The following is a 23,064-nucleotide window of genomic DNA, read 5'->3' as shown; positions in this document are numbered from 1 at the left end:
GGCGTAAGGAAGGGGCGGCGTCAAGAGCCGCCGCCCCCGGATGAGTTGTGAGAGCTCAGGACTCCGTGCGGTACATCAGGTCGACCTCGTGGGTGGTGAAGCCCATCCGCTCGTAGACGGCCACGGCCGCGGTGTTGTCCGCGTCGACGTAGAGCATCGCGGTGGGCAGCCCCGCGGCGGCCAGGTGGCGCAGCCCGATCGCGGTCAGCGCCTTGCCCAGGCCGCCGCCCTGGGCGTCGGGCCGGATGCCGAGCACGTACACCTCGCCGAGCTGCTCCTCGGCGTGCACCTTCGTCCAGTGGAAGCCGATGAGCTCGGCGCCGCCGCCATCGGTCGCACGCTCGGCGAGGAAGAACCCCTTCGGGTCGAACCACGCCGCGGCCTTGCGGTCGTCCAGGTCGCGCTGGGTCAGCGAACCCTGCTCGGGGTGGTGGGCAAAGGCGGCGCTGTTCACGGCGAGCCAGGCGGCGTCGTCCCGGCCGGGGACGAAGGTGCGGACGGTGACGCCGGGCGGCAGCACCGGCTCCGCGATGTTCAGCGGGCTCAACGGGCGCCGCAGCTGCCGCAGTTCCCGGAAGAGCGAGAGGCCGAGCACCTGCGCGAGGTGGCGCGCCGCGGACTTCCCGCCGTGCGCCCAGACGCGCAGCCGCTTGCCGGTCGCGGCGAGCAGCGCCGCCCCGAGCGCCCGCCCGTGCCCGTGCCCGCGGTGTGAGGGGTGCACGACCAGCTCGGCGGCCGGTGCCTCGACGGGGTCGGTGTCCTCCAGCTGCGCGTACCCGACCAGTACGCCCGCGGCGGTCAGCAGGAAATGCCGCACGCCCTCCCGGTGCCCGCCTCGCAACTGCAGCCGCCCCTGCTCGGACACGGCCTGCCGGCCGTCGGACCGCGCGGCCTCGGCGAGGAGCTCGGAGACGGCGACCGCCTGGTCGGGGGAGAGGGTGTCGAGCGTCTGGATCTCGCGTCCGGGGGCGGGGAGGGGTACGTCAGTCGTCATGTGTACGAGCGTACGGGGCGGGGGTGGGGTGGGGACGGATCAGGCGGCTGTGACCACCACCTTGCCGAAGGCGCCGCGTTCCAGGTGGGCGAGCGCGGACGGGAGATCGGGCAGGGCGTACTCGGCTGCGATCACGGGACGCAGCGTGATGCGGTCGGCCGCACGGACGAGATCCTCCAGCGCCCGCCGGTGACCTGCCTGGAGGCCGTCGATGCGCAGCTTCTTGCGGGCCAGGTGCCCGACGTGACCGGAGACCTCGTAGCCCTCCAGGATGCCGATGAGGGAGATGTGGCCGCCGACCGCCGCCGCCTCGATCGAACGGGCGAGGTGGTGGCCGCCGATGGTCTCCAGGATGTGGTCGGCGCCGTGATCACGGGTGAGTTCGTGGACGGCCGCGACCCAGTCCTGGGTGAGCCGGTTGATCCGGTGGGCGGCGCCCAGTTCCTTGGTGCGGGCGAGCTTGGTGTCGTCGCCGGAGATGGCGACGACCTCGGCACCGTGGGCCGCGGCGATCTGCAGGCCGAAGAGCGCCACTCCGCCCGTCCCCTGCACCACCACGGTCTCGCCCGCATGCACCCTGCCCTGCTCGACCAGGGCGGTCCAGGCCGAGAGGCCGGCCATGGGGAGCGCGCTCGCCTCGACGGCGCTCAGGCTCTGCGGTGCCCGTACGGCCCAGTTCTGGTCGAGTACGACGTACTCGGCCAGGACGCCGGGGTGGTGGCCGCTGCCGAGAGCTTCCGGGCCGCCGAGCCGGGCGTTGCCCGGACCCGGTCCCTCGATCCAGCCGGGCAGGCAGGTGGAGATCACCCGGTCGCCCGGCGCGAAGCGGTCCACCCCCACTCCCACGGCGGCCACCTCGCCCGCCATGTCGGAGCCCGGCACGAACGGGCCGTTCTCGGGGAAGACCATGGTCAGCCCCTCGTCGATCGCGAGCCGGTCGCGGTAGTTGAGCGAGACGGCCGAGACCTTGACCAGGATCTCGCCGGGTCCCGGTTCGGGGACGGGGGCGCCGGTGAGTCGCAGGTTGGCGCGGCCGGTCGCGTTCATCGTCCATTGCTTCATCTGCTGCATGTGCCTCATGTGCTTCATGGCGTTCAACCTCGCGCCTGCGCGGTGCGGCCTCCAGACCCTGTCGTGGGTGGGCAGCGGCTGCCTGGCACTGCCAGGGTCAGGCAACGCGATGCCTGCGCGGGCACTATGGAACACATGGAAACCAGCACCGCGCTCGGTGAGTTCCTGCGGATCAGGCGGGGCCGGCTCAAGCCGGAGGACGTGGGGATCACCTCGTACGGAGCACGTCGTGTCCCCGGACTCCGCCGTGAGGAGCTGGCCCAGCTCGCGGGAGTCAGCGTCACCTACTACACGCGGCTGGAGCAGGGGCAGAGTCACCAGGCGTCGGAGCAGGTCATCGAGTCGCTGGCCCGCGCGCTGGAACTGAGCGACGACGAACGGCTATACCTGCACAACGTCGCCAGACCCGTACCGGCTCGTCCGCATCCGGTTGCACCCGCGACGGCACGCCACGGCACCCGGCAGCTCATCGCTTCTCTGGACGTGCCCGCGGTCTTGGTCGGACCGCGCACCGAGGTGCTGGCATGGAACCCCCTCGGGCACCGGCTTTTGGCGGGGCACCTCGACGAGGCCGCGCCGGACCGCCCCGACCTGCGCCCCAACCTCACCAGGATGCTGTTCCTGGATCCCCACCACCGCGACCTCTACCCGCAGTGGGAGACCTCGGTGTCCTGCGCCGTCGCGTCGCTGAGGCTGATGGTCAGCCGGAACCGGGACGACCGGGAACTGGCCGCTCTGATCGGCGATCTGGCCATGAGCAGCGAGGAGTTCGCCACGCTCTGGGCCGGACATCCGGTCGCCGAGCACGCGTCCGGTCCGCGTCGACTGCGGCATCCCGTGGTCGGCGAGGTGACGCTGGAGCTGGAGACGCTGCTCCTGGCCGATGAGCCCGATCACCGTCTGCTTCTCTACAGCGCCACGGCCGGAAGCCCGTCGCAGGCCGCGCTACGGCTGCTCTGGGGCTGAGCCGGGTCCGGCGGGGCCTTGCAGCACGTCGTCGGCGATGCGGGAGAGGTCCTCGGCGGCGGGCAGGAACTTGCGTACCCGGTCGGGAAGACCGGCGTAGGTGCTGACGGCGAGTGGCTGGTTGTAGCTGCCCAGTGCGTACTCGACCATCGACCGGTCGCGGCTCTCGGCGATGAGGATGCCGATGGTGGGAGCGTCGTGCTCCTTGTCCCGGACAAGGCCGTCGACCACCGAGACGTAGAAGCCGAGCTGGCCGAAGTGCTCGGGGTGGGCCTTGCGGGTCTTGAGTTCCAGGACGACGTAGCAGTGCAGCTTGCAGTGGTAGAAGAGCAGGTCGATGCGGTACTCGCTGTCGCCCACGACGACCGGGTACTGGCGTCCGACGAAGGCGAAGCCCACCCCCAGTTCGGTGAGGAACGCGACGAGCCGGGAGGCCAGTGCGTTCTCCAGGTCCCGTTCCGTGCGCCAGCCTTCCAGCTCGGTGAAGTCGAGGCGATACGGGTCCTTGACGATCTCCTTCGCGGCGGCCGACCGCTCGGGCATCACGGTGTCGAAGTTGTTGAGAGCAGCCGCGTGGGAGAGGTGCAGGGTGCGATGGATAGCTGAGGTCAGATCGTCCCGGGACCAGCCGTTGCTGACGGCGTGCTGAATGTAGAAGTCCAGCTCGGGACGGGTTTTGCACTTGTCCATGAGGACCTGGAGGTGAGTCCAGGGCAATTGTCCAGCAGCCTGCTGGACAATTGGCTCAGGCCAGAGGCGGGCCATCTTCAGCATGTAGTGCAGACTGCTGCGGGAGAACCCCCGCTGGTTCGGGAACTCGGTACGGAGCTCTGTCGCGATGCGCCCGACGATCTTGGCGCCCCATTTTTCCTCCTGCTGCCGCTCCAGGATCGTCCGTCCGATCTCCCAGTACATCTGGAGCATCGCGGTGTTCACCTTGAGCTGTGCGCGCACATGCGCGCCCCGCACGATCGACTTCAGATCGCCGATCATCTCGTGGAATCCTGAAGGCAGTTCGGAACCCTGCTGGGCAGGGACGACGGCCTTCGGCGTGATGTTGCTGTCCATGGCGTACAGATTTGCGGCCTTGATGCGAGCTGTGACGTTTCTGCTCGCATGTGTACGCCATATGGGTGAATGGCCCCGTTCCGATCGGTCGGCAACCAGTTCGTAACCCCAAACATCTGTCGCGCTACGCGCGTTGACTCTAGGCTGCGGCACGCAGTCCTCAGTCTTGTCACCACCCTCACACCTCCCGCTGAGCTCACAAGGGGATCGATGTCAGCGACACCGCAGAAGAACCGCGCGTCCCGGCGGGTGCTCGCCGCCGCAGCCGGTCTGGCCACCGTCGGCGCACTGGTCGCCGCCATGCCGGCCGGCGCGCACGGGCACGGCAAGGGACACGGCCACCACACGCCGGCCCGGACCGTGGACGTGCAACTGCTGTCCTTCAACGACCTGCACGGCAACCTGGAGCCGCCGGCCGGCTCGGCCGGGTCGGTCACCGAGACGCAGGCCGACGGCACGACGAAGGCGATCCCGGCCGGTGGCGTGGAGTACCTCGCCTCCTCGCTGCGCGCCGCGCGCAAGGGGCACCCGTACTCCATCACCGCGGCCGGCGGCGACATGGTCGGGGCGAGCCCGCTGCTGTCGGGCCTGTTCCACGACGAACCGACCATCGAGGCGCTCAACAAGATCGACCTCGATGTGACGAGCGTCGGCAACCACGAGTTCGACGAGGGCGCGACGGAGCTGGGCCGCCTCCAGAACGGCGGCTGCCACCCGGTCGAGGGGTGCTACGAGGAGGGCAAGAAGTTCGAGGGTGCCGACTTCCCGTACCTGGCCGCGAATGTGACGGACGAGAAGACCGGCAAGCCGATCCTCAAGCCGTACACGGTGTGGAAGAAGAACGGTGTCAAGATCGGCTTCATCGGGGTGACCCTGGAGGGCACGCCGAACATCGTGACGGCCAACGGCGTCAAGGGCCTGAAGTTCCACGACGAGATCGAGACGGTCAACAAGTACGCCAAGGAGCTGGACCGCCAGGGCGTCAAGTCCATCGTCGCGCTCATCCACGAGGGCGGCGCCCCGGCCTCGTCCTCGTACAACTACGACTGCGACAGCCCAGCAGCCGGTGACGGCATCTCCGGGCCGATCACCGACATCGCCAAGGGCATCTCGCCCAAGGTCGACGCCCTGGTGACGGGCCACACCCACCAGGCGTATGTGTGCACGATCCCGGACCCGGCGGGCAACCCGCGCCTGGTCACCTCGGCCTCGTCGTTCGGCAAGCTGTACACGGACACGACGCTCACGTACGACCGTCGCACCAAGGACATCGTGCGCACCGCGGTGAAGACGTCCTCGAAGCACCACCCGGCGCCCGCGAACCCGGTCTCGGCGAACCACATCGTCACGCGGGACCAGGCCAAGGCGACCGACATGACGGACCTGATCGCCCGCTGGAACACCCTCGCGGCGCCGATCGCGAACCGGCCGCAGGGCTTCATCTCCGCCGACATCAACGGCCGCGGCTCCACGGCCCCCGAGAAGCCGCTCGGCAACCTGATCGCCGACGCGCAGCTGGAGGGTCTGGCCCCGGCGGACAAGGGCGGGGCGGTCGTCGCCTTCATGAACCCGGGCGGCATCCGTGCCGACCTGGTCTACAAGGCGACCGGCAGCGAGGGCGACGGCGTCGTGACGTACGGGGAGTCGTTCACCGTGCAGCCGTTCACCAACATGATGAACGTCGTCGACCTGACCGGTGCGCAGCTGGTGTCCGCGCTCCAGCAGCAGGTCAGCGGTTCCAACGACGCCAGCCCGAAGATCCTTCAGATCTCCAAGGGCCTCACCTACACCCTGGACATGACGAAGACCGGTGCGGCTCGCGTGGTCACCGACACGATCAGGCTGAACGGTGAGGCGATCGATCCGGCCAAGTCGTACCGCGTCGCGATGAACGAGTTCCTGGCGGGCGGCGGCGACGGCTTCGCGGCCCTCGGCGCGGGCACCAACAAGCTGGTCGGCGCCTCCGACCTGGACCTGTTCAACGCCTACCTGGCCGCGCACTCCACGGCCGCGGCGCCGCTGGCTCCGCCGGCGACGGACCGGATCACGGTCGTTCAGTAGGGACGTACGGCACAGAGGATGTGCGGGCGGGGCGGTGGGCCGGTGGCCTGCCGCCCCGTCCGCGTGTCAGGGGCGGTCCGGGGCCCCGGGCAGGGCGTCGGCCGAGGGATGGCGCAGCATCAGCATGCGCTGTTCGGGCGGGAAGTGCACCTGGTGGGGATCGAGGCAGTCGACCAGTTCCAGCAGCACAGTCCTCAGGTCGGTCAGTCGCGAGGAGGGTCCGGGCCTCGACGCCAGCTCCTTGATGTCCTCACTGAGCCCGGCGAACCACTCCGAGAACACGGGGTCGGTGCCGAGCCGCAGGCAGAACTCGGCATAGCCGATGCAGGCCTCGCCGTCCTCGGTGGCCATGATCTCGCCGATGGCGCGCTGCTCCGTCCGGTAGAGGAGGAAGCAGCTGTCGTGTGCGTCGGAGGCCAGCTCCGCGCGGGTACGGAACAACAGGTCGACGGCGGTCCGGTTGAAGCTGTCCGTGCCCAGGTCCAGGAAGTGGATACGACGGCGGATGATCTCCACCCAGCCCAGGTACTCGGCCAGGACGAACAGGGTGCTGGTGCGGGCGTACGACCGGTTGCGCGGTGTGCCCCCGAGGTAGTGCGTGGTGAGAAAGCCCGGTTGCCGGTCCGCGATGTTCTCCAGCCGGGACTGGAGGTCGAAGGCGGCCATCAGCAGGGGGTCCCGGTACCGGCTCATGACGTCGAGACGCTGCTCGTGGCGTGAGCGCTGCGCGGAGCCGTGCTCCAGCTGGGTGGCGAACAGGGCCTGTCGACGGGCACCCCTGCCACTCAGAGCGATGCTGCCGAGAGCGACCGCACCCGAGAGGCATGCCACGATCAGTTCGATGCTCATCGGGCGATTGTGGCGGGGGGCGGTCGGGGACCGCCAGAGGCCCGGGGCGGGTGTCCGGCACCCTGGATTGCATGACGTGCACCGGTCATACTCTGACGGCTCACCCCACACGGCACCCCGGAGGCGTCCCCGCATGAGCCCGTACACCGCCAACCGCCGGACCTTCCTGGCCGGAGCGCTGGCCGCGTCCGCCACCACCCTCATCGGTACGGCGCCCGCGCGCGCGTCGGCCCGGCAGGCCCTCACCGTGCAGGACTGGATGAGCGGCATCGCGGACGCCACCGCGCTCCAGCGGCTGACCATCCCGGGCACGCACGACTCCGGCGCCCGCTACGGCGGCCCCTGGACCGAGTGCCAGAACACCACGATCGCCGAGCAGCTGAACAGCGGCATCCGCTTCCTCGACGTACGGTGCCGGATCACCGGCGACTCGTTCGCGATCCATCACGGAGCCTCGTACCAGAACCTGATGTTCGGCGATGTACTCGGTGCCTGCTGGGACTTCCTGGCCCAGCGGCCCACCGAGACCGTGCTGATGCGGGTCAAGCAGGAGTACTCGGAGGAGAGCAACGACGCGTTCCGCCGGATCTTCGATCTGTACCTGGACACCAAGGGCTGGCGTCCGCTGTTCTACATCGACAGCGCGCTGCCGACGCTCGGCCGGGCCCGCGGCAAGGTGGTGCTGCTCGCCGACAACGGAGGGCTGCCCGGCGTGCGGTACGCAGACCCTGCGCTCTTCGACATCCAGGACGACTACATGGCGGAGCCGTTCGCCAAGTACCCCAAGATCGAGGGCCAGTTCCGCAGGGCGGCCGCGCAGCCGGGCAAGCTCTTCATGAACTACGTGAGCACCGCGGCCCTGATGCCGCCCCGCTGGAACGCGGACCGCCTCAACCCGCAGGTCCAGTCGTTCCTCGACTCGTCGGAGACGGCCGACTGGACCGGGCTCGGCACCGTCCCGCTGGACTTCCCGGCGACGCGGTCGGGGCTGGTGGAGTCGCTGATCCGGCACAATCCGGCGGCCTGAGAGCGGCGTTACGGCTCACCACAGGGACCCGGCGGCGTCGTCGGGATCCTCGTCGTAGTGGGCTGTCGGCGACCGGACCGGGCATCCGTATGCTCCCGGGCATGAGACTCTTGCGGCCGCGCGGCCGAGCTGATGCCCGAAGCACGGCGGGAACGCCGGTGGCGGAGGCCAAAGCCCTGTACGAAGCCGGGCGTTACGCCGAGGCGGAGGCCGAAGCCCGTGCCGTGGCCCGGTCGCGGCCACGGGGCGACGAGTACGCGGCGGTGGCGCTGAACATCGCCGCGCTCGCTACGGGCGCCCAGGGCCGCCATGCCGAGGCACTCGCCACCTATGACGAGGCGCTGGCCGCCTTCAGCAGGATATTCGGAGCCGATCACTGGCTGACCCTGAAGCTGCGCTCGGACCGCGCCCAGCAGATGACCTCGCTCGGACGGCACGCCGAGTGCGAGGCGGAATGTGCGGCCGTCGCCGAGGCCGCGGGCCGTGGTACCGGACCGGAAATGTCACTCCTGGCAGCGGCCGCCCGCAATGGGCTGGTCTTCGCCCTCAATGGGCAGGGGCGTCACCAGGAGGCCGAGGCACTCGCCCGCGAGGCCCTGGACGGCCGTCCCGAACGTGACCGGGCGTCCCTCGTCCTGCGACTCGGCCTGGCTCGCAGCCTCAACGGCCAGGCCCGCTACGAAGACGCCCTCACCGAGGCGCAGGGCGCGGACAGGCAGTACCGCGCGCTGCCCGAATCCCAGCGCCACCCGGATACGGGCGCTGTCGAACTGGCCCTTGCTACCGCCCTGTTGGGGTTGGGGCGCGCTCTCGAAGCCCGGTGCCAGGCTGCGGCCGCTCACGATGCCTGCCTGGACTCCTTCGGCCCGGACCACCGCCGCACCGTCGAAGCCCGCACGCTGCTTGAGCACATGGACGGCGGGAGGTAGGGGGCGACCCGGTCGGGCCGCCCCCTACCTCCGGCCTCAGGCCGGCCGGCAACGCATACTGCTGTGGCTACTGCACGGTGAGGGTGAACGCAGTGTCCGCGTAGGTGTTGGCCGTGTTGATGCTGAGCACGGAGACGGTGTTCGGGTCACCGCCGCAGCGAGTGTTCGGCGGGGCCTGGACGATGAACGTGGCCCAGTTGCTGTTGCTGGTGACGTGGACCGCCGCGTCCTTCAGATCGTCGATGTCGGGATCCGACACCCTGACGCAGTACTGACCGGCGGCGGTCCTCCAGGACTCGGAGACGTTCTTCTGTGCCAGGAGCGTGCCGTTTGTCGCCACCTTGGCGGCGGCGCGGGCGTGGGGGGCGTACAGGTCGATGGGGTCCGCCGCTGCCGTACCGGCCAGGAGGGGGACCGACACCAGGGCGGCGGCGGTCAGGGCGATGGCGCGAGCACGCCCGGTGGTGCTGTGAGACATGGGGGGTCTTCCTTCTTCTCGGCCGCGTCACCCGTGTATCGGGGCGGCCAGGTCATGCCGACGAGCGGGTGATCCCGCCCACAGGCTTTGAGGCGGGACGGTCAGGGGACGAGCAGCATGAAGGGTGCGTCGGTCAGCAGAAGGCGTTCGCCGGTGTAGACGGTCAGGGTGTCTGCCGCGTTTCCGCATGAAGGCGTCGGGTACGTGGCGAGGTTGATCGCGTACTGCGGGCCGCCGGACGTGACGAGGGTGGCGACCGGGGTGCTACGGCTCACGTCGATCCTGGTGTTGTCGTCGAACATCACGCAGTAGGTGCCCTTGGCGGCCTTGGTGGACGACTTGATCCCCTGGGACTGTGAGCGGGTGCCGTCCGCGTTGATCAGCGCGGAGGCCATCGCGTGCGGGGCCTTGGCCTTCACGGCCGCGTCATCCGCGATGGCGACACCCGCGACCGCTCCTGCAGCCAGGAGGCTCAGCGCGGCAGCTGTCCCGATGATTCCCCGGCGCGCCTTGATGGTCTTGAACATGGTTTCCTTCCCTGGGCGTGACCGCCGAAGCGGCATGGTGACTCAGGGTATGCAGACGGATACGGAGAGTATTCGGCAAGCTGTGCGTGGATGTCTCACCCGAACGCGTCAGAAGCGCCCCATTCCCGGAGCGGGATCAAGATGGTCGGAGAAGGTGGTCCGGGTGCCGATCCGCTGCGCTTCCGCTTTCGACCTCATGAGGATGCGATGGTCGATCGGCGCCGGCGTCATCCGGTCAGCGTGATCCGGACGAAGCGCCCTGGGCCTCGGGGTCGGTAGAAGTGCGTTTGTAGTGACATTCGTAGGGATAGCGGTCGCCGCCGTCCGCGTAGACAGTCCCATCCATCTGCGGCTTCCCGTCCTCCAGATAGAAATGCAGAAACTGGGGGTTGTGGGCTGTTGCCTTCGAAGTGTGTATGAGTGAGTGGTGGTGCCTGTGAGTGAGTCGGGTGGTGCCGTGGGTGAGGGTGGGAACAGACGTTCAGGGCCGAATGGGTGACCTTGGCGGTGGCAGTTCGTTGTATAGGTGGCGGGTTGCTCGGCGGTTTTGGGGCGGAGGTGTGGCGGTGAGTGGTGTGCGTGAGTTGGCTGCGTCGTTCGTGGCCCCGGGCCCGTCCGGGGTGGCGGTCCGGGACCGTCTCAAGCACCTCACCGCGCAGGACGAGCACGTGCTGCGGGCGGTTGGCGCGCATCAGAGCACGCTCGCTTCCCGGGATCTGAAGGCCCGGTGTGCGGATGGCCCGGATTTCACGCTGTCTGCTTCCGGCCGTGCGGGAGGTGGCGCCCCGTATGCCGGTCGGTGATCCGAGAGGGGCGGCCTGAGCGGATCGGGCCCTTTCGCGAGGCGGTGTACGTGACGTGATCACCGGCAACTTTGCGGGCGGGGCCGGTTGTTCACGGTCCGCTGTCACACGGTTGCGAGGAACTCCGCCACCGCCCGCGCGAATCCCTTCGGGTCCTGGAGCTGCACGAAGTGATCCGTCTCCAGTGTGACGAGCGAGGTGCGGGGGCGCAGTGACGCCATCGCGGCGGCCTGCTCGGCGGGGAGTGCCTGGCTGGTGCGGCCGTTGATCACCAGCGCGGGGCAGTCGCTGGCGAGCCACTGCGCCCAGTGGTCGCCGTGCACCTGACTCTCGGAGTCGAGCGTGTCCTGCGGGTGGAACGGCAGCCGCCAGCCGCCGCCGCCCGGCAGTGGCCGTAGCAGGGGCCCCACCATCGGGCCCAACGGTCCGCAGGCGGCGATCAGTTCCTCCCGGGTGGGTGCGGTGTAAGGGAAGCCGGCGAGGAACGCCAGCGGGCCGGGGTCCTGGTGCGGCAGGTCGACCGGGGCGTCGGTGTTGACGAGCGCGGTGACCGTGCCCGGCCGGGTGGCCGCGAGGTGCAGGGCGTTGATGCCGCCGAGCGAGTGCCCGAGGGCGACGACCGGGCCCGGGTCCAGGTGGTCGAGCAGGGCGGCCAGATCCGAGACGTAGCCCTCGCGGCTGTAGTCGTCCGCCCGGTCGGAGTCGCCGTGGCCGCGCTGGTCGGGGGCGATGACCCGCCACTCGGGGCCGAGCTCGACGGCCAGGTCGTCGAAGGACGCGCCCTCGGAGAGGTGGCCGTGCAGGGCGAGGAGCGGGCGGCCGGTGGAGGGGCCGTGGTCCAGGTAGGAGAGGCGGCGGCCGTCGATGGTCAGTTCACGTCGGGATGCGCTGTGCTGAGTCATGGCAGTGACTGTACGCATGTATAGATCACGCGCGCAATACGTTTGTATAGATCGCTTGCCCAAGTGCTGGAGCCGTACGATCCCGGGCATGGGAAACCGCGAGGATCTGCTGGCCGGGGCGAGGCGCTGCCTGGAGGAGAAGGGCTATCTCCGTACCACCGTGCGCGACATCGCCACCGCCTCCGGGGTCTCGATGGCGGCGATCGGCTACCACTTCGGCTCCCGCGAGGCCCTGCTCAACCAGGCCCTGTTCGCGGCCATCGACGAGTGGGGCCAGGCGTTCGGGGCGGATGCGGGGGAGGGTGGCGGTTCGGCCGCGGAGCGGTACGCGGACATGTGGACGCGGGAGATCGCCTCGTACCGCGCCGACCGCTGGCTCTGGACCGCCTCGGTCGAGGCCTTCGTGCATGCCCAGAGCTCCCCGGAGCTGCTGGCCCTGCTCGCCGCCGGTCAGCGCGAGGGGCGCCGGGGGGTCGCGGCGCAGCTGACCGGGGTGCCGGAGGCGGAGGTGGCCGAGGCGGATGTGCGGGGGCTCGGGTCCGTGCAGCTCGCGCTGATGAGCGGCGTGATGATCCAGTGGCTGACCGATCCGGAGGGGGCCCCCGATGCCCGCGAGATCGCGGCGGGGCTGCGGGCGCTGGCGGGGCGGTTGGAGGGGGCGTAGGGCCTTACTGCCCCTGCGGGGCTTCCGGCGGCGGCTGCGGCGCCCCCGGCAGGCGGATGGCCGCTTCCGTGCCGCCGCCCGGGGCCGGGCGTAGCTCGATCGTGCCGCCGGCCTGCTGGACCGTACGCGCCACGATCGACAGGCCCAGGCCGGAGCCGGGGAGCTGGCGGGCCGACGGGGAGCGCCAGAAGCGTTCGAAGACGTGGGGGAGTTCGTCGGCGGGGATGCCGGGGCCGCGGTCGCGGACCGTCAGCTCGCCCCGGTGCAGGACCACGTCGATCGTGCCGCCGGACGGGCTGAACTTCACCGCGTTGTCCAGGACGTTGACGACCGCCCGCTCCAGGGCGGCCGGTTCGGCCCGTACGTACCAGGGGGCCAGCTCCGCCGTGATGGTCAGCTCGGGGCCGCGCAGGCGGGCGCGTTCCAGGGCGGTGCGGGTGATGTCGTGCAGGGCCACCACCTGGAGCGGGCCGGGGTCCGCCGCGTCGGGGCGGGCGAGTTCTTGGAGGTCGCCGATGAGTGAGGCCAGCTCCGTCATCTGCGCCTTCACCGACGTCATCAGCGCCCTGCGGTCGTCCGGCGGGATGGCCCGGCCGGTCTCGTCGCTGCGGGCGAGGAGTTCGACGTTGGTGCGGAGCGAGGTGAGAGGGGTGCGCAGTTCGTGGCCGGCGTCGGCGATGAGCTGGGCCTGGCGGTCGCGGGAGGTGGCGAGGGACGCGGTCATCGAGTTGAACGAGCGGGAGAGGCGCGCGATCTCGTCCTCGCCCTCGACCGGGATGCGGACCGTCAGGTCCTCGGTACGGGCGACGTGCTCGACGGCCTCGGTGAGCTCGTCGACGGGGCGCAGGCCGGAGCGGGCGACCCAGAGTCCGGCGGCGCCGGCGCCGATGACGCCGATGCCGGAGACGATGAGGAGGACCCAGGCGAGGGTGGAGAGGGGCTTGTCCACCTCGCTCGCGGGGCGGGCGACGGAGACGGCCAGGTCCGTGGGCGGCAGCCCGGTGCCCGGCTGGACCGCCTTCACCGGGTAGGTGTAGACGCGCATCTTCACGCCGTCCTTGTTGTCCGCCGAGTGCAGAACGCTGCGCGCCTCGTGGTTGACCACAGCGAGGTCCACCGCGCCCACCGTGATCTCTTCCGAATCAGGGTTGATGCAGACCTCGCCCTGGGCGTCGATGAGCTGGACGGTGAGGCCGGAGTCGCTGCTCGGCGGAAGTGTGGTGGCCCTCTTGCAGTACGCGTACAGCTTGTTCAGGTAGTCCACGTCGACCGTGGTGTTGCGCAAGGTCTCGTCCCGCTGGTGCTCCAGCTGCGCCTTCGTCACGAACCAGCAGGCGCCCGCCACCGCCGCCACCGCGACCGCCACCGCCGTCGCGACCAGCAGCGCCAGCCGGGAGCGCAGCGGCAGGGCGCGGATGCGGTGCAGGGCCCCCGTCATCCGTCCCCACCCCCCGCCCGCAGTGCGTACCCCACACCCCGCACCGTGTGGACCAGGCGGGGTTCGCCGCCCGCCTCGGTCTTGCGTCGCAGGTACATCACGTACACGTCCAGGGAGTTGGAGCTCGGCTCGAAGTCGAAGCCCCACACCGCCTTGAGGATCTGTTCGCGGGTCAGCACCTGGCGCGGGTGCGCCAGGAACATCTCCAGCAGGGTGAACTCGGTACGGGTCAGCTCCACGTGCCGGGTGCCGCGCATGACCTCGCGGGTCGCGAGGTCCATGCGCAGGTCGGCGAAGGCCAGCACGTTGTCGTCGGGCAGGGGGCCGCCCGCTGTGGCCGCGTACGAGCTGCGGCGCAGCAGGGCCCGGATGCGGGCGAAGAGTTCGTCCAGTTCGAAGGGCTTGACCAGGTAGTCGTCGGCGCCCGCGTCGAGTCCGGTGACGCGGTCGCCGACGGTGTCGCGGGCGGTGAGCATCAGGATGGGGGTGGTGGTGCCCGTGGCACGGATGCGGCGGGCGGCGGTCAGCCCGTCCATCCGCGGCATCTGGATGTCGAGGACGATGAGGTCGGGATCGTACGACTCCGCCTTGGTGAGGGCGTCGAGACCGTCGACGGCGACCTCGGTGCCGTACCCCTCGAACGCGAGGCTGCGCTGCAGGGCCTCGCGCACGGCGGGCTCGTCGTCGACGATCAGGATGCGTTGCGGATCGTCTTCGGCGGGGCTCATCGCTGCTTCGTCCTCTTCTCGTTCCGTACGGGGCGGGGGCGCTGCGCCCCCGGCCCGGCCTCTCAGCCTCGCACGGCCGTGGCGCGGCGTCGCGCGGCACGGCGTCTGCGGTTGCCGGTGGCGGTGCGGAGCTCCGCGGCGCGGGGCTGCTCGTCACTGGTTCCCGAGGTGGGTGTCCGCTCGGCGAGCACCGTGAGGAGCGCGAGCGGCAGGGCCAGGTCGGCGGGGCCGGTGGGGGTGTCGGTCGGGTGGTGCATGGCTGTCTCCTCAGGAGCTGTTGCCGGACCGCAGGGTGTCGAGGTCGGCCTTGAGGGTGTTCACCGGGATGGCGAAGCCGAGGCCGACGCTTCCCGCGCCGGAGCTCTGGGAGCTGCTGGACGAACTGGCCGCGTACATCGCGGAGTTGATGCCGATGATCTCGCCGTCCATGTTGATCAGCGCGCCACCGGAGTTCCCCGGGTTGAGCGAGGCGTCGGTCTGGATGGCCTTGTACGTGGTGGTGGAGTCGCCGGTTTCGCCGTTGAACTGCTGTCCGCCGAACTCGAACGGCCACTGCTGTCCGCCGCCCTGCTGCTGCTCCTGGCTCTGGCCCTGGCTGCTGTCGTCGTCCTTGGCGACCGTGACATCGCGGTCGAGCGCGGACACGATGCCGCTGGTGACCGTGCCGGTGAGGCCCTCGGGCGAACCGATCGCGACGACCTGGTCGCCGACGGCGACCTTGGAGGAGTCGCCGAGCGTGGCCGTCTTCAGGCCGCTCGCGCCCTGGAGCTTGATCAGCGCGAGGTCCTTGTCGGGATCGGTGCCGACGACCTCGGCGGTGTACGTCTTGCCGGTGCTGAGGGTGACCTTGATGGACGAGGCGCCTGCGACGACGTGGTTGTTGGTGACGATCTCGCCGTCCGACGTGATGACCACGCCGGATCCGGTGGACTGGCCGGCGGTCGAGGTCGCGCCGATCTCGACGATCGTCGGTGAGAGGGCGGCGGCCACGCCGGAGACGGTGCCCTTGCTGCTCTGCGAGACGGTGGTGCCGGGGATGACGCTGCCGGCCGTGCCGTCGGTGCCGTTGTCGGTGAGCTGCGCGATCACGGTGGCGGTGCCGCCGCCGACGACCGCGGCCGCGATGGCCACCGCCGCGAGGAGCGCGACCGGCCGGCGGACCCGGCGACGGGGGGCGGACGGTCCGGGCGCAGGCTGCGGCAGCCCGTACCCGCCGTCACCGCCGTGGCCCGCACCGCCGCCGGTGTACGCATCGGCCGTGCCGGGGGCGGGCCACACGGTGGTGCCGGGGCCCATGGCGACCGGCTGGACGGGCTGGACGGGCGGGACCGGCTGGTATGACGGCGGCGGCGGGTAGGCCGCGTCGCCGTTGCCGTACGAGGGGTACATCGGGTACTCGCCGCTCGGGCGCTGGCTCTCTGTCATGTCTACGAGAGTGTCCAGCGAACATGAGAGGACCCTGAGTCCCCGCTGAGAAGCCCGGCAGAACCTCGTATGCCCGATATAAGGATCCTCGGCGAAGGCCCCGCACAAGGATCCTCCGCCGAGGCCCCGCTGCGCCTCAGCGCACGGTGATGACCAGCTTGCCCGTGGTGCGGCCCGTCTCCCCCTGGACGTGGGCCCGGGCTCCTTCGGCGAGCGGGAAGGTGCCGGAGACGTGGGCGCGGAGCCTGCCCCGGTCGACGAGTTCGGCGACGGCGCGCATTCCGGCGTGGTCGTGCTCGACGAGCAGGACGACAGCGCGGACCTGCGCCTTCTCCGCTGCGGCCCGGGTGTCCTTGTCGCCCGGCAGCAGGGAGACGAGAACGCCGCCGGGGCGGAGTACGCCCACGGAACGGGTGGCGGTCTCCCCGCCGAGGGTGTCGAGGACGACGTCGTAGAGCTCCTCCGTGTCGGTGAAGTCCTCGGAGCGGTAGTCGATGCAGGCATCCGCGCCGAGTTCGCGCAGGAAGTCGTGCTTGGGTGCACTCGCCGTCCCGGTGACGTGAGCACCGTGTTCCTTGGCGATCTGTACGGCGAGATGGCCGACACCGCCGGCCGCGGCGTGGATCAGCACCCGCTGCCCGGCCCGGAGGCCCGCGGTCTCGACGAGGGCCTGCCAGGCGGTGAGCGCGGCCAGCGGCAGAGCGGCCGCCTGGACGTGGTCGATCCCGGCGGGCTTGGCGGCGAAGGCGCGGGTGGGGCCGGTCACGTACTCGGCGTGGGAGCCGGCCCCGTACGGGTAGGGCAGCATGCCGAACACCTCGTCACCGGGCTGGAACAGCGTGACGCCGAAGCCGGTCTCCACCACGGTGCCGGAGACGTCCCAGCCGAGGGTCAGCGGCGGGGGCGGCAGGAAGACACTCAGGGCGCGGTGCTTGAAGTCCGTGGGGTTGAGGCCGGCCGCGTGCACGGCGACGAGGATCTCCCCGGGGCCGGGCGCGGGCCGCGGAAGCTCGGTCAGCCGCAGGACTTCGGGACCGCCGAGGGCCGTCTGGTGCAGGGCGAGCATCACCGGGGCGCCCTCGGGAGCAGCGGGGTTCGCGGAGTCCGGGGCGGCCGCGGCGTCCGGGGATACGAGGTTCTGAGGAGTGTCCGTCGAAGTCATGCCTCGATCCTGGCCCGTACGGTCCGGCCCGGACGATGGCAAGAAGGTCAGCCTCCGATACATTCCTGCCATGCCTCGTGACCACGCAGAAAACGGCGACCACACCGACCACGCCGACCGCGCGGCCGAAGGGGGCAGCCGACTGCGTCCGGTCCTGCGGTCCGGCGCCCACAAGGTTGTCGTTCTTGCCCTCGACGGCGTCTACCCCTTCGAACTCGGCATCCCGCACCGGGTCCTGGGTTCCGCCGATGGCCGCTACGAGGTGGTGTCCGCGAGCGTGGACGGGCAGTCCGTGCGTACCGACTCGGACCTGACCGTCACCCCTGGGCACGGTCCCGAGGTGCTGGACGACGCGGACACCGTGGTCATCCCGCCGTACGCGATCTCGCCGGACGCGGCTGCGGCCCCGGACCCGAAGGCTCTCGCCGCCCTCTCCCGCGTCCGCCCCGGCACTCGTCTGGTGTCCATCTGCACCGGCGCCTTCCTGCTGGCCGCCGCCGGTCTCCTCGACGGGCGCCGGGCCACCACCCACTGGGCGCTCACCGACTACTTCCAGGAGCTCTTCCCCCGGGTCGAGGTCGACGCCGGGGTGCTCTTCGTCGACCACGGTGACGTGCTGACCTCAGCGGGGGCGGCGAGCGGTGTCGATGTCTGCCTGCACCTGGTGCGCCAGGACCACGGCAGCGAGGTGGCCAACCATGTCGCCCGCTGCTGCGTCGTGCCGCCGTACCGGGACGGCGGGCAGGCGCAGTACATCGAGCGGCCACTGCCGCCGACGAGCGGAACCGGCACCGGGCCGACCCGTGACTGGGCGCTGCAGCGGCTCGAACTGCCACTGTCGCTGGGTGAACTGGCTACGCAGGCGGCGATGAGCACCCGCACCTTTGCCCGGCGCTTTCAGGAGGAGACCGGTCTGAGCCCCGGCCGCTGGCTGACCCAGCAACGGCTGCGGAGGGCACGGCACCTGCTGGAGTCCACCGACCTGCCGGTGGAACGGGTCGCCCACGAGGTCGGCTTCGCCACCGCCACGTCGCTGCGGCGGCACCTGGCGGCGGAGGCGGGGGTCGCCCCGTCCGCGTACCGGCGCACTTTCCGTGCCGCGGGCCCGGCCGCGGGCGACGACAGGAACACCAGGACCTGGGGCTGAAGGGCTCGCTGCGCGCTCCCGGCCCTTCTCAGCGCTTCCGGCCGTGCCCGACGGCAGGCTCTCAGCCGCGCTGCGCGGCCGGCGGCTCCCCGCAGCCGCACGAGCGCCGGACCACCAGCGCCGAGGGGAACTGCTTCAGCCGCTCCCGTCGCGAGCCCGACACCCGCAGCGAGTCGTCGAGCACCAGATCCACGGCCGCTCGCGCCATCGCCGGGCGGTCCGAGAAGACCGTCGTCAGCGGGGGATCGGTCAGACCGGCTTCCTTCACGTCGTCGAAGCCCGCCACCGCGAGCTCGCCCGGCACATCGATCCGCAGCTCGCGCGCGGCCCGCAGCACCCCGATGGCCTGGTCGTCCGTCGTGCAGAAGATCGCCGGCGGGCGGTCGGGGCCCGAGAGGATCCCCAGCGCCACCTGGTAGGCGTCGTAACGGTTGTACGGAGCCTGGAAGAGCCGGCCCTCCGTCGAACGGCCCGACTCGTGCATCGCCCGGCGCCAGCCCTCGACGTGGTCGGCGACCGGGTCGCCGACCGCCGGGGTCGACTCCATGCCGCCGAGGCACGCGACGTACTCGTTGCCGTGCTCCAGCAGGTGGCGGGTGGCGAGCTGGGCGCCGCCGACGTCGTCCGTGACGACGGCGACGTCGTCGATCGCCTCGGGCCGCTCGTGCAGCAGCACGACCCGGGCGTCCCACGCCTCTATCTCCGCCGCCGCACGCTCGCTGGGGCCCTGGCTGACCAGGATCAGGCCGGAGACCCGCATGCCGAGGAAGGCCCGCAGATAGTGGACCTCGCGCTCGTCGCGGTAGTCGGAGTTGCCGACGAGCACCATTTTCCCGCGCTCGGCGGCGGCCTGTTCGACCGCGTGCGCCATCTCCGCGAAGAACGGCTGCCGCGCGTCCGGCACGATCATTCCTATGAGGTCGGTCCGCCGCGAGGCCATCGCCTGGGCGACCCGGTCGGGCCGGTAGCCCAGCTCCTTGATCGCGGCGAGCACCCGCTCGCGCGTGGCCGGGGCGACCGGCCGGGGTCCGTTGTTGATGACGTAACTGACCACTGCGGTCGACGTCCCCGCCAGTCTCGCCACATCGTCCCGCGTCACCTTGGCCACGCGCGGCAGTCTACGCGGATGGACCTACCTCTTGGCAGGCTGGACCGGGGCTTCTTCCGTGACCTCCGCTACCTCCGGCTGCTCCGAACGGGTGAGGGTTTCGGCAGCCGCCTTCGCGGCGGCGGTCTTGGCCTCCTCGGCTGCGGCCCGCTCCACCTTCTCCGGTGCGACGAAGCGGTAGCCCACGTTGCGCACGGTGCCGATGAGCGACTCGTGCTCGGGGCCGAGCTTGGCGCGCAGCCGCCGTACGTGGACGTCGACCGTCCGCGTGCCGCCGAAGTAGTCGTAGCCCCAGACCTCCTGGAGCAGCTGGGCACGGGTGAAGACCCGGCCCGGGTGCTGCGCCAGATACTTGAGCAGTTCGAATTCCTTGAAGGTCAGGTCCAGGACCCGGCCCTTGAGCTTCGCGCTGTACGTCGCCTCGTCCACCGAGAGATCACCGTTGCGGATCTCCATCGGGGAGTCGTCGGCGGTGATCTGCTGCCGGCCGGTGGCCAGCCGCAGGCGTGCCTCGACCTCGGCGGGGCCCGCCGTGTCCAGCAGCACGTCGTCGATGCCCCAGTCCGCGGTGACGGCCGCGAGGCCGCCCTCCGTGACGACGAGGATCAGTGGACAGCCGGGTCCGGTGGACCGCAGCAGCTGACAGAGCGAGCGGACCTGTGGCAGGTCGCGTCGTCCGTCGATGAGGATGACGTCGGCACCGGGGGTGTCGACGAGAGCGGGTCCTTCGGCGGGAGCCACCCGCACGCTGTGCAGCAGGAGGCCGAGGGCGGGAAGCACCTCCGTCGACGGTTGGAGGGCATTCGTCAGGAGCAGCAGTGAACTCATCGCCGCCCACCTGCCTGGGTCGTCGGTCGATGATCGTGCACGGTTGGCTCGCCCATTACGTCGGTCCTCCTCGTTCCCTGCGAGAGGGGCACTCCCGGGTCGGACCCGGGGGAGTATGCGGCACTGCTTCGTACGCTTATTCGTTCTTGCCCGTACGACGTTTCGTCATACGGGTTTTACGAGTGCGGCCCGCGTCCAGGACCGCTGAGCTTGTCGAAACGTCGTCGTAACAACGCGCGGAAAGCACAAAAGGACCCGGGGGCTGCGTTGCCCGGATCCTCTTCCCAGCAGAATAGCCCACATGAGTTCTGTGTCCGAGGGGCGATTTCGGAGTTCCTCTGTTCCCTTGATCACGCGCGGTCCGTTGCGGGCCGCGTTGCGGGCCGATGACGGGGTCCTGATCGAGGCGGTGTACGACCCGTGTACGGGAGATGGCGCCGCCGGTGCGGAGGGCGGCGCCGCCGGTACGGCGATCGTCGTCGCGCACGGATTCACCGGTTCGGCGGACCGCCCTGCGGTGCGGCGGGCCGTGGAGGTGTTCGCGCAGCGTGCGGCGGTGGTCACGTTCTCGTTCCGGGGGCACGGGCGCTCCGGCGGACGGTCCACGGTGGGGGACCGCGAGGTGCTGGATCTGGCCGCGGCGGTGGCCTGGGCGCGGTCGCTCGGGCACACGCGGGTTGTTACGGCCGGGTTCTCGATGGGCGGTTCCGTGGTGCTCCGGCACGGGGCGCTGTATACGGCCCCCGGTGCGGAGGGGGAGGCCGAGGGGCGCACGGAAGCGCACGGGGAGGCGCACGCCGATGCGGTGGTGTCCGTGAGCGCTCCGGCGCGCTGGTACTACCGGGGGACGGCCCCGATGCGGCGCCTGCACTGGATGGTCACCCGCCCCACCGGCCGGCTGGTCGGGCGGTACGGCTTCCGCACCCGGATCGACCGCAACGACTGGGACCCGGTCCCGCTCTCCCCGGTCGAGGCCGCCCGGCTGATCACCCCCGCCCCGCTGCTGATCGTCCACGGCGACCAGGACCCGTACTTCCCGCTCGACCACCCGCGGATGCTCGCCGACGCGGCGGGCGGCGCCGCCGACCTGTGGCTGGAGCCCGGCATGGGCCACGCGGAGAACGCGGCGGACGAGACCTTGCTCACCCGCATCGCGGACTGGGCGATGACCCGGTGAACCATGATGGACAGCCGATGCGTGAGCTGACGCGAGACGAGAGGAGCGCCGCCATGCCTGCGGGAACGATCCGCTACTGGGCAGCCGCCAAGGCCGCGGCCGGAACCGCTGAGGAGCCGTACACCGCTGCGACGCTCAAAGAGGCGCTCGACGGAGTGCGCGAACGGCACCCCGGTGAGCTGAGCCGCGTACTGCAAAGGTGTTCGTTCCTCATCGACGGTGACCCCGTCGGGACCCGGAGCCATGAGACCGTACGCCTTGCCGAGGGCGGCACGGTCGAGGTGCTCCCGCCGTTCGCAGGAGGGTGAACCGCAGAACATGAGCAGCAGCGATCAGCAGCAGCCGTACCCGCAGCAGCCACAGCCGCAGTATCCGTACGGTCAGGAGCCGCAGCAGCAGGCGTACGGGCAGGAGCCCCAGCCGCAGTCGTACGGACAGCAGCAGCCGTACGGGGATCCGTCGTACGGCGGTCAGGCGTACCCCGGGCAGGGATACGCGGACCGGGGATACGCGGACCCCTCCTACGGGCAGCAGGCGCCCTACGGGGGCGATGCGGCCTCCTACGGGTCGCAGCAGGCCGCGTACGACCCGCACCCGCCCCAGCAGGCCGCCACCCCGTACCCGCAGGCCCCTCAGCCCGAGCCCGGAGCCGGCTGGCCCGCCGGTGACCAGGGGGTCGCCCAGACCTGGGAGGGCCAGACCTGGGACACCCAGTACCAGCCGACCATCCAGCCTGCGCAGTCCACGCCCCCCGCCCAGCCCGCACCCCCCGTGCAGGCCGCCGCCGAAGACACCGCGTACCTGGCGCCGCTGGGTGCGTCCGGCTCGTACCCGCTGCCCCCCGAGGCCCCGAGCGCTCCCGCCCCGGTCACCCCCGTCGCCGCCCCCGCGCAGGGCGAGGACGGCTACAGCGCGCCGACCACGCTGGGCAATAGCCGCATCACCGACGCCCAGCGCGCCCGCGCCGAGGGCCGGTCGCCGATCATCGCGCCCGGGATGCAGCCGGCCGCGATCACCGCGGGGCTCGGGCTGCTGCTCGCGCTCGGCGCGGCCGTCGGGCCGTACGCCCTGGTCGTCCCGCTGGTGCTGCTCCAGGCGGTGACCGCGGCCGGGTGGTTCCGGCTCAACGGCATGTGGCCGGCCCGCCAGGGCATCGCGCTCGCCTTCGCCGGAGGTCTCGTCGCCGATGTGGCGCTGCTCGCGGCCGGCCGGGAGAACGGTCCGGCCGCGATCCTGGGCACCCTCGGTGTCTGGGTGCTGCTCACCGTCGTGCTCCAACTGCGCAGCCGGGCCGGTGCCGACGAGCGCATGCAGGGGCTGATGGCCACGGTCGCGTCGGCAGCGCTCACGGTGCTCGCCGCCGGGCACCTCGCGGCCGTCCCGGACGCCGTGACGGTCGGCGGAGTGGCCGTCGCCGCCGCCGTGCTCGTCCGGGCGCTGCCGCTGCCCGGACCGGCCTCGGTCGTGGCGGCGCTCGTCGTCGCCGCGGGTGCCGGAGCGGTGGCGGGCGCCGTCACCGACCTGGGGGCCAAGGGCGCGCTGCTCGGCCTCGCGGCCGGTGTCTGCGCGCTGATCGGGCTGCGGGTGGCGAGCTATGACTACCCGTCACGCTTCGTGCACATGACGGCGGGAGTGGCCCTGCCGCTCACCGCGGCCGCCCCGGCCGTCTATCTGATCGGGCGTGCGCTCGCGTAATCCGGATCGCGCCACCC

The 23,064-nt window shown here is 71.1% G+C and carries 23 protein-coding genes and 1 pseudogene; 10 read left to right on the top strand and 14 right to left on the bottom strand.

The window, feature by feature from the left end; translation table 11 throughout:
• Positions 1-55 precede the first annotated feature (55 nt).
• Positions 56-994: a mycothiol synthase gene (mshD, locus tag OG912_RS15080; RefSeq protein WP_327709782.1), complete on the bottom strand. Its 939-nt coding sequence runs from the start codon at positions 992-994 to the stop codon at positions 56-58.
• Positions 995-1,033: 39 nt separating this feature from the next.
• Positions 1,034-2,083: a zinc-dependent alcohol dehydrogenase family protein gene (locus OG912_RS15075; RefSeq protein WP_327709781.1), complete on the bottom strand. Its 1,050-nt coding sequence runs from the start codon at positions 2,081-2,083 to the stop codon at positions 1,034-1,036.
• 117 nt (positions 2,084-2,200) lie between these two features.
• Between OG912_RS15075 and OG912_RS15070 the strand changes: the two genes are divergently transcribed.
• On the top strand, positions 2,201-3,031 hold the full coding sequence (locus OG912_RS15070; RefSeq protein WP_327709780.1) for a helix-turn-helix transcriptional regulator: 831 nt from the start codon (positions 2,201-2,203) through the stop codon (positions 3,029-3,031).
• On the opposite strand, the gene OG912_RS15065 is transcribed toward OG912_RS15070, so the two are convergent.
• Positions 3,011-4,099, bottom strand: a complete 1,089-nt coding sequence (locus OG912_RS15065) for a PDDEXK nuclease domain-containing protein (protein WP_327709779.1) — start codon at positions 4,097-4,099, stop codon at positions 3,011-3,013. The genes OG912_RS15070 and OG912_RS15065 overlap by 21 nt on opposite strands.
• Positions 4,100-4,309: 210 nt before the next feature.
• Here OG912_RS15065 and OG912_RS15060 point away from each other — a divergent pair, with 210 nt between their 5' ends.
• Positions 4,310-6,160, top strand: a complete 1,851-nt coding sequence (locus tag OG912_RS15060) for a bifunctional metallophosphatase/5'-nucleotidase (protein WP_327709778.1) — start codon at positions 4,310-4,312, stop codon at positions 6,158-6,160.
• A gap of 66 nt (positions 6,161-6,226) precedes the next feature.
• Here OG912_RS15060 and OG912_RS15055 read toward each other — a convergent pair whose 3' ends face one another.
• Positions 6,227-7,009 carry a hypothetical protein gene (locus OG912_RS15055; RefSeq protein ID WP_327709777.1) on the bottom strand — a complete coding sequence of 261 codons (783 nt, stop codon included), beginning with the start codon at positions 7,007-7,009 and terminating at the stop codon, positions 6,227-6,229.
• Between the two features lie 133 nt (positions 7,010-7,142).
• On the opposite strand from OG912_RS15055, the gene OG912_RS15050 reads away from it, so the two are divergent.
• Both OG912_RS15050 and OG912_RS15045 read left to right on the top strand, forming a co-directional pair.
• The gene (locus OG912_RS15050; protein ID WP_327709776.1) at positions 7,143-8,036 is read left to right on the top strand and encodes a phosphatidylinositol-specific phospholipase C; all 894 of its coding nucleotides are present in this window, start codon (positions 7,143-7,145) and stop codon (positions 8,034-8,036) included.
• 101 nt (positions 8,037-8,137) lie between these two features.
• On the top strand, positions 8,138-8,965 hold the full coding sequence (locus OG912_RS15045; protein WP_327709775.1) for a tetratricopeptide repeat protein: 828 nt from the start codon (positions 8,138-8,140) through the stop codon (positions 8,963-8,965).
• Between the two features lie 67 nt (positions 8,966-9,032).
• Here the strand turns inward: OG912_RS15045 and OG912_RS15040 are convergent, their stop codons facing one another.
• A complete protein-coding gene (locus OG912_RS15040) occupies positions 9,033-9,443 on the bottom strand; it encodes a hypothetical protein (RefSeq protein ID WP_327709774.1) in 411 nt (136 codons plus the stop codon).
• 101 nt (positions 9,444-9,544) lie between these two features.
• Entirely contained in the window at positions 9,545-9,970 is a 426-nt protein-coding gene (locus OG912_RS15035) for a hypothetical protein (RefSeq protein ID WP_327709773.1), read from the bottom strand.
• 566 nt (positions 9,971-10,536) lie between these two features.
• Here OG912_RS15035 and OG912_RS15030 point away from each other — a divergent pair.
• Positions 10,537-10,710, top strand: a pseudogene (locus OG912_RS15030) (IS200/IS605 family accessory protein TnpB-related protein); the annotation flags it as partial.
• Between the two features lie 167 nt (positions 10,711-10,877).
• Here the strand turns inward: OG912_RS15030 and OG912_RS15025 are convergent.
• Entirely contained in the window at positions 10,878-11,675 is a 798-nt protein-coding gene (locus tag OG912_RS15025; RefSeq protein WP_327709772.1) for an alpha/beta fold hydrolase, read from the bottom strand.
• Positions 11,676-11,763: 88 nt separating this feature from the next.
• On the opposite strand from OG912_RS15025, the gene OG912_RS15020 reads away from it, so the two are divergent.
• Positions 11,764-12,339 carry a TetR/AcrR family transcriptional regulator gene (locus OG912_RS15020; protein WP_327709770.1) on the top strand — a complete coding sequence of 192 codons (576 nt, stop codon included), beginning with the start codon at positions 11,764-11,766 and terminating at the stop codon, positions 12,337-12,339.
• Positions 12,340-12,343: 4 nt separating this feature from the next.
• Here the strand turns inward: OG912_RS15020 and OG912_RS15015 are convergent, their stop codons facing one another.
• The 5 genes from OG912_RS15015 to OG912_RS14995 all read right to left on the bottom strand — a co-directional run bounded on the left by OG912_RS15015 (position 12,344) and on the right by OG912_RS14995 (position 17,092).
• Positions 12,344-13,777, bottom strand: a complete 1,434-nt coding sequence (locus OG912_RS15015; RefSeq protein WP_327709769.1) for a sensor histidine kinase — start codon at positions 13,775-13,777, stop codon at positions 12,344-12,346.
• Complete coding sequence (locus OG912_RS15010; RefSeq protein WP_326737651.1) at positions 13,774-14,505, bottom strand: response regulator transcription factor; 732 nt, start codon at positions 14,503-14,505, stop codon at positions 13,774-13,776. The genes OG912_RS15015 and OG912_RS15010 overlap by 4 nt, the downstream gene beginning before the upstream one ends.
• 62 nt (positions 14,506-14,567) lie before the next feature.
• Complete coding sequence (locus OG912_RS15005) at positions 14,568-14,762, bottom strand: hypothetical protein (RefSeq protein ID WP_327709768.1); 195 nt, start codon at positions 14,760-14,762, stop codon at positions 14,568-14,570.
• A gap of 10 nt (positions 14,763-14,772) precedes the next feature.
• Positions 14,773-15,930: a S1C family serine protease gene (locus tag OG912_RS15000; protein ID WP_327709767.1), complete on the bottom strand. Its 1,158-nt coding sequence runs from the start codon at positions 15,928-15,930 to the stop codon at positions 14,773-14,775.
• A gap of 136 nt (positions 15,931-16,066) precedes the next feature.
• Positions 16,067-17,092: an NADP-dependent oxidoreductase gene (locus OG912_RS14995; protein ID WP_443060977.1), complete on the bottom strand. Its 1,026-nt coding sequence runs from the start codon at positions 17,090-17,092 to the stop codon at positions 16,067-16,069.
• A 70-nt stretch (positions 17,093-17,162) separates the two neighbouring features.
• Here OG912_RS14995 and OG912_RS14990 point away from each other — a divergent pair, with 70 nt between their 5' ends.
• Positions 17,163-18,239 carry a GlxA family transcriptional regulator gene (locus tag OG912_RS14990; protein WP_327709766.1) on the top strand — a complete coding sequence of 359 codons (1,077 nt, stop codon included), beginning with the start codon at positions 17,163-17,165 and terminating at the stop codon, positions 18,237-18,239.
• 61 nt (positions 18,240-18,300) lie between these two features.
• Here OG912_RS14990 and OG912_RS14985 read toward each other — a convergent pair whose 3' ends face one another.
• Positions 18,301-19,347 (bottom strand): LacI family DNA-binding transcriptional regulator, encoded by a 1,047-nt coding sequence (locus OG912_RS14985; RefSeq protein WP_326737655.1) that lies wholly within the window; start codon positions 19,345-19,347, stop codon positions 18,301-18,303.
• Positions 19,348-19,371: 24 nt separating this feature from the next.
• Positions 19,372-20,175 (bottom strand): response regulator transcription factor, encoded by an 804-nt coding sequence (locus tag OG912_RS14980; protein ID WP_326737656.1) that lies wholly within the window; start codon positions 20,173-20,175, stop codon positions 19,372-19,374.
• Between the two features lie 301 nt (positions 20,176-20,476).
• On the opposite strand from OG912_RS14980, the gene OG912_RS14975 reads away from it, so the two are divergent.
• Genes OG912_RS14975 through OG912_RS14965 form a run of 3 tightly spaced genes read left to right on the top strand, consistent with a single transcriptional unit; the run spans position 20,477 to position 23,047 of the window.
• The gene (locus OG912_RS14975; protein ID WP_327709765.1) at positions 20,477-21,352 is read left to right on the top strand and encodes an alpha/beta hydrolase; all 876 of its coding nucleotides are present in this window, start codon (positions 20,477-20,479) and stop codon (positions 21,350-21,352) included.
• Between the two features lie 53 nt (positions 21,353-21,405).
• The gene (locus tag OG912_RS14970) at positions 21,406-21,660 is read left to right on the top strand and encodes a MoaD/ThiS family protein (RefSeq protein ID WP_219567644.1); all 255 of its coding nucleotides are present in this window, start codon (positions 21,406-21,408) and stop codon (positions 21,658-21,660) included.
• Positions 21,661-21,670: 10 nt separating this feature from the next.
• A complete protein-coding gene (locus OG912_RS14965; RefSeq protein ID WP_327709764.1) occupies positions 21,671-23,047 on the top strand; it encodes a hypothetical protein in 1,377 nt (458 codons plus the stop codon).
• The last annotated feature ends 17 nt before the right edge of the window (positions 23,048-23,064 follow it).

Source organism: Streptomyces sp. NBC_00464, assembly GCF_036013915.1.
Taxonomy (GTDB): Bacteria; Actinomycetota; Actinomycetes; order Streptomycetales; family Streptomycetaceae; genus Streptomyces.
This window is presented reverse-complemented; position numbering and strand designations above follow the sequence as displayed.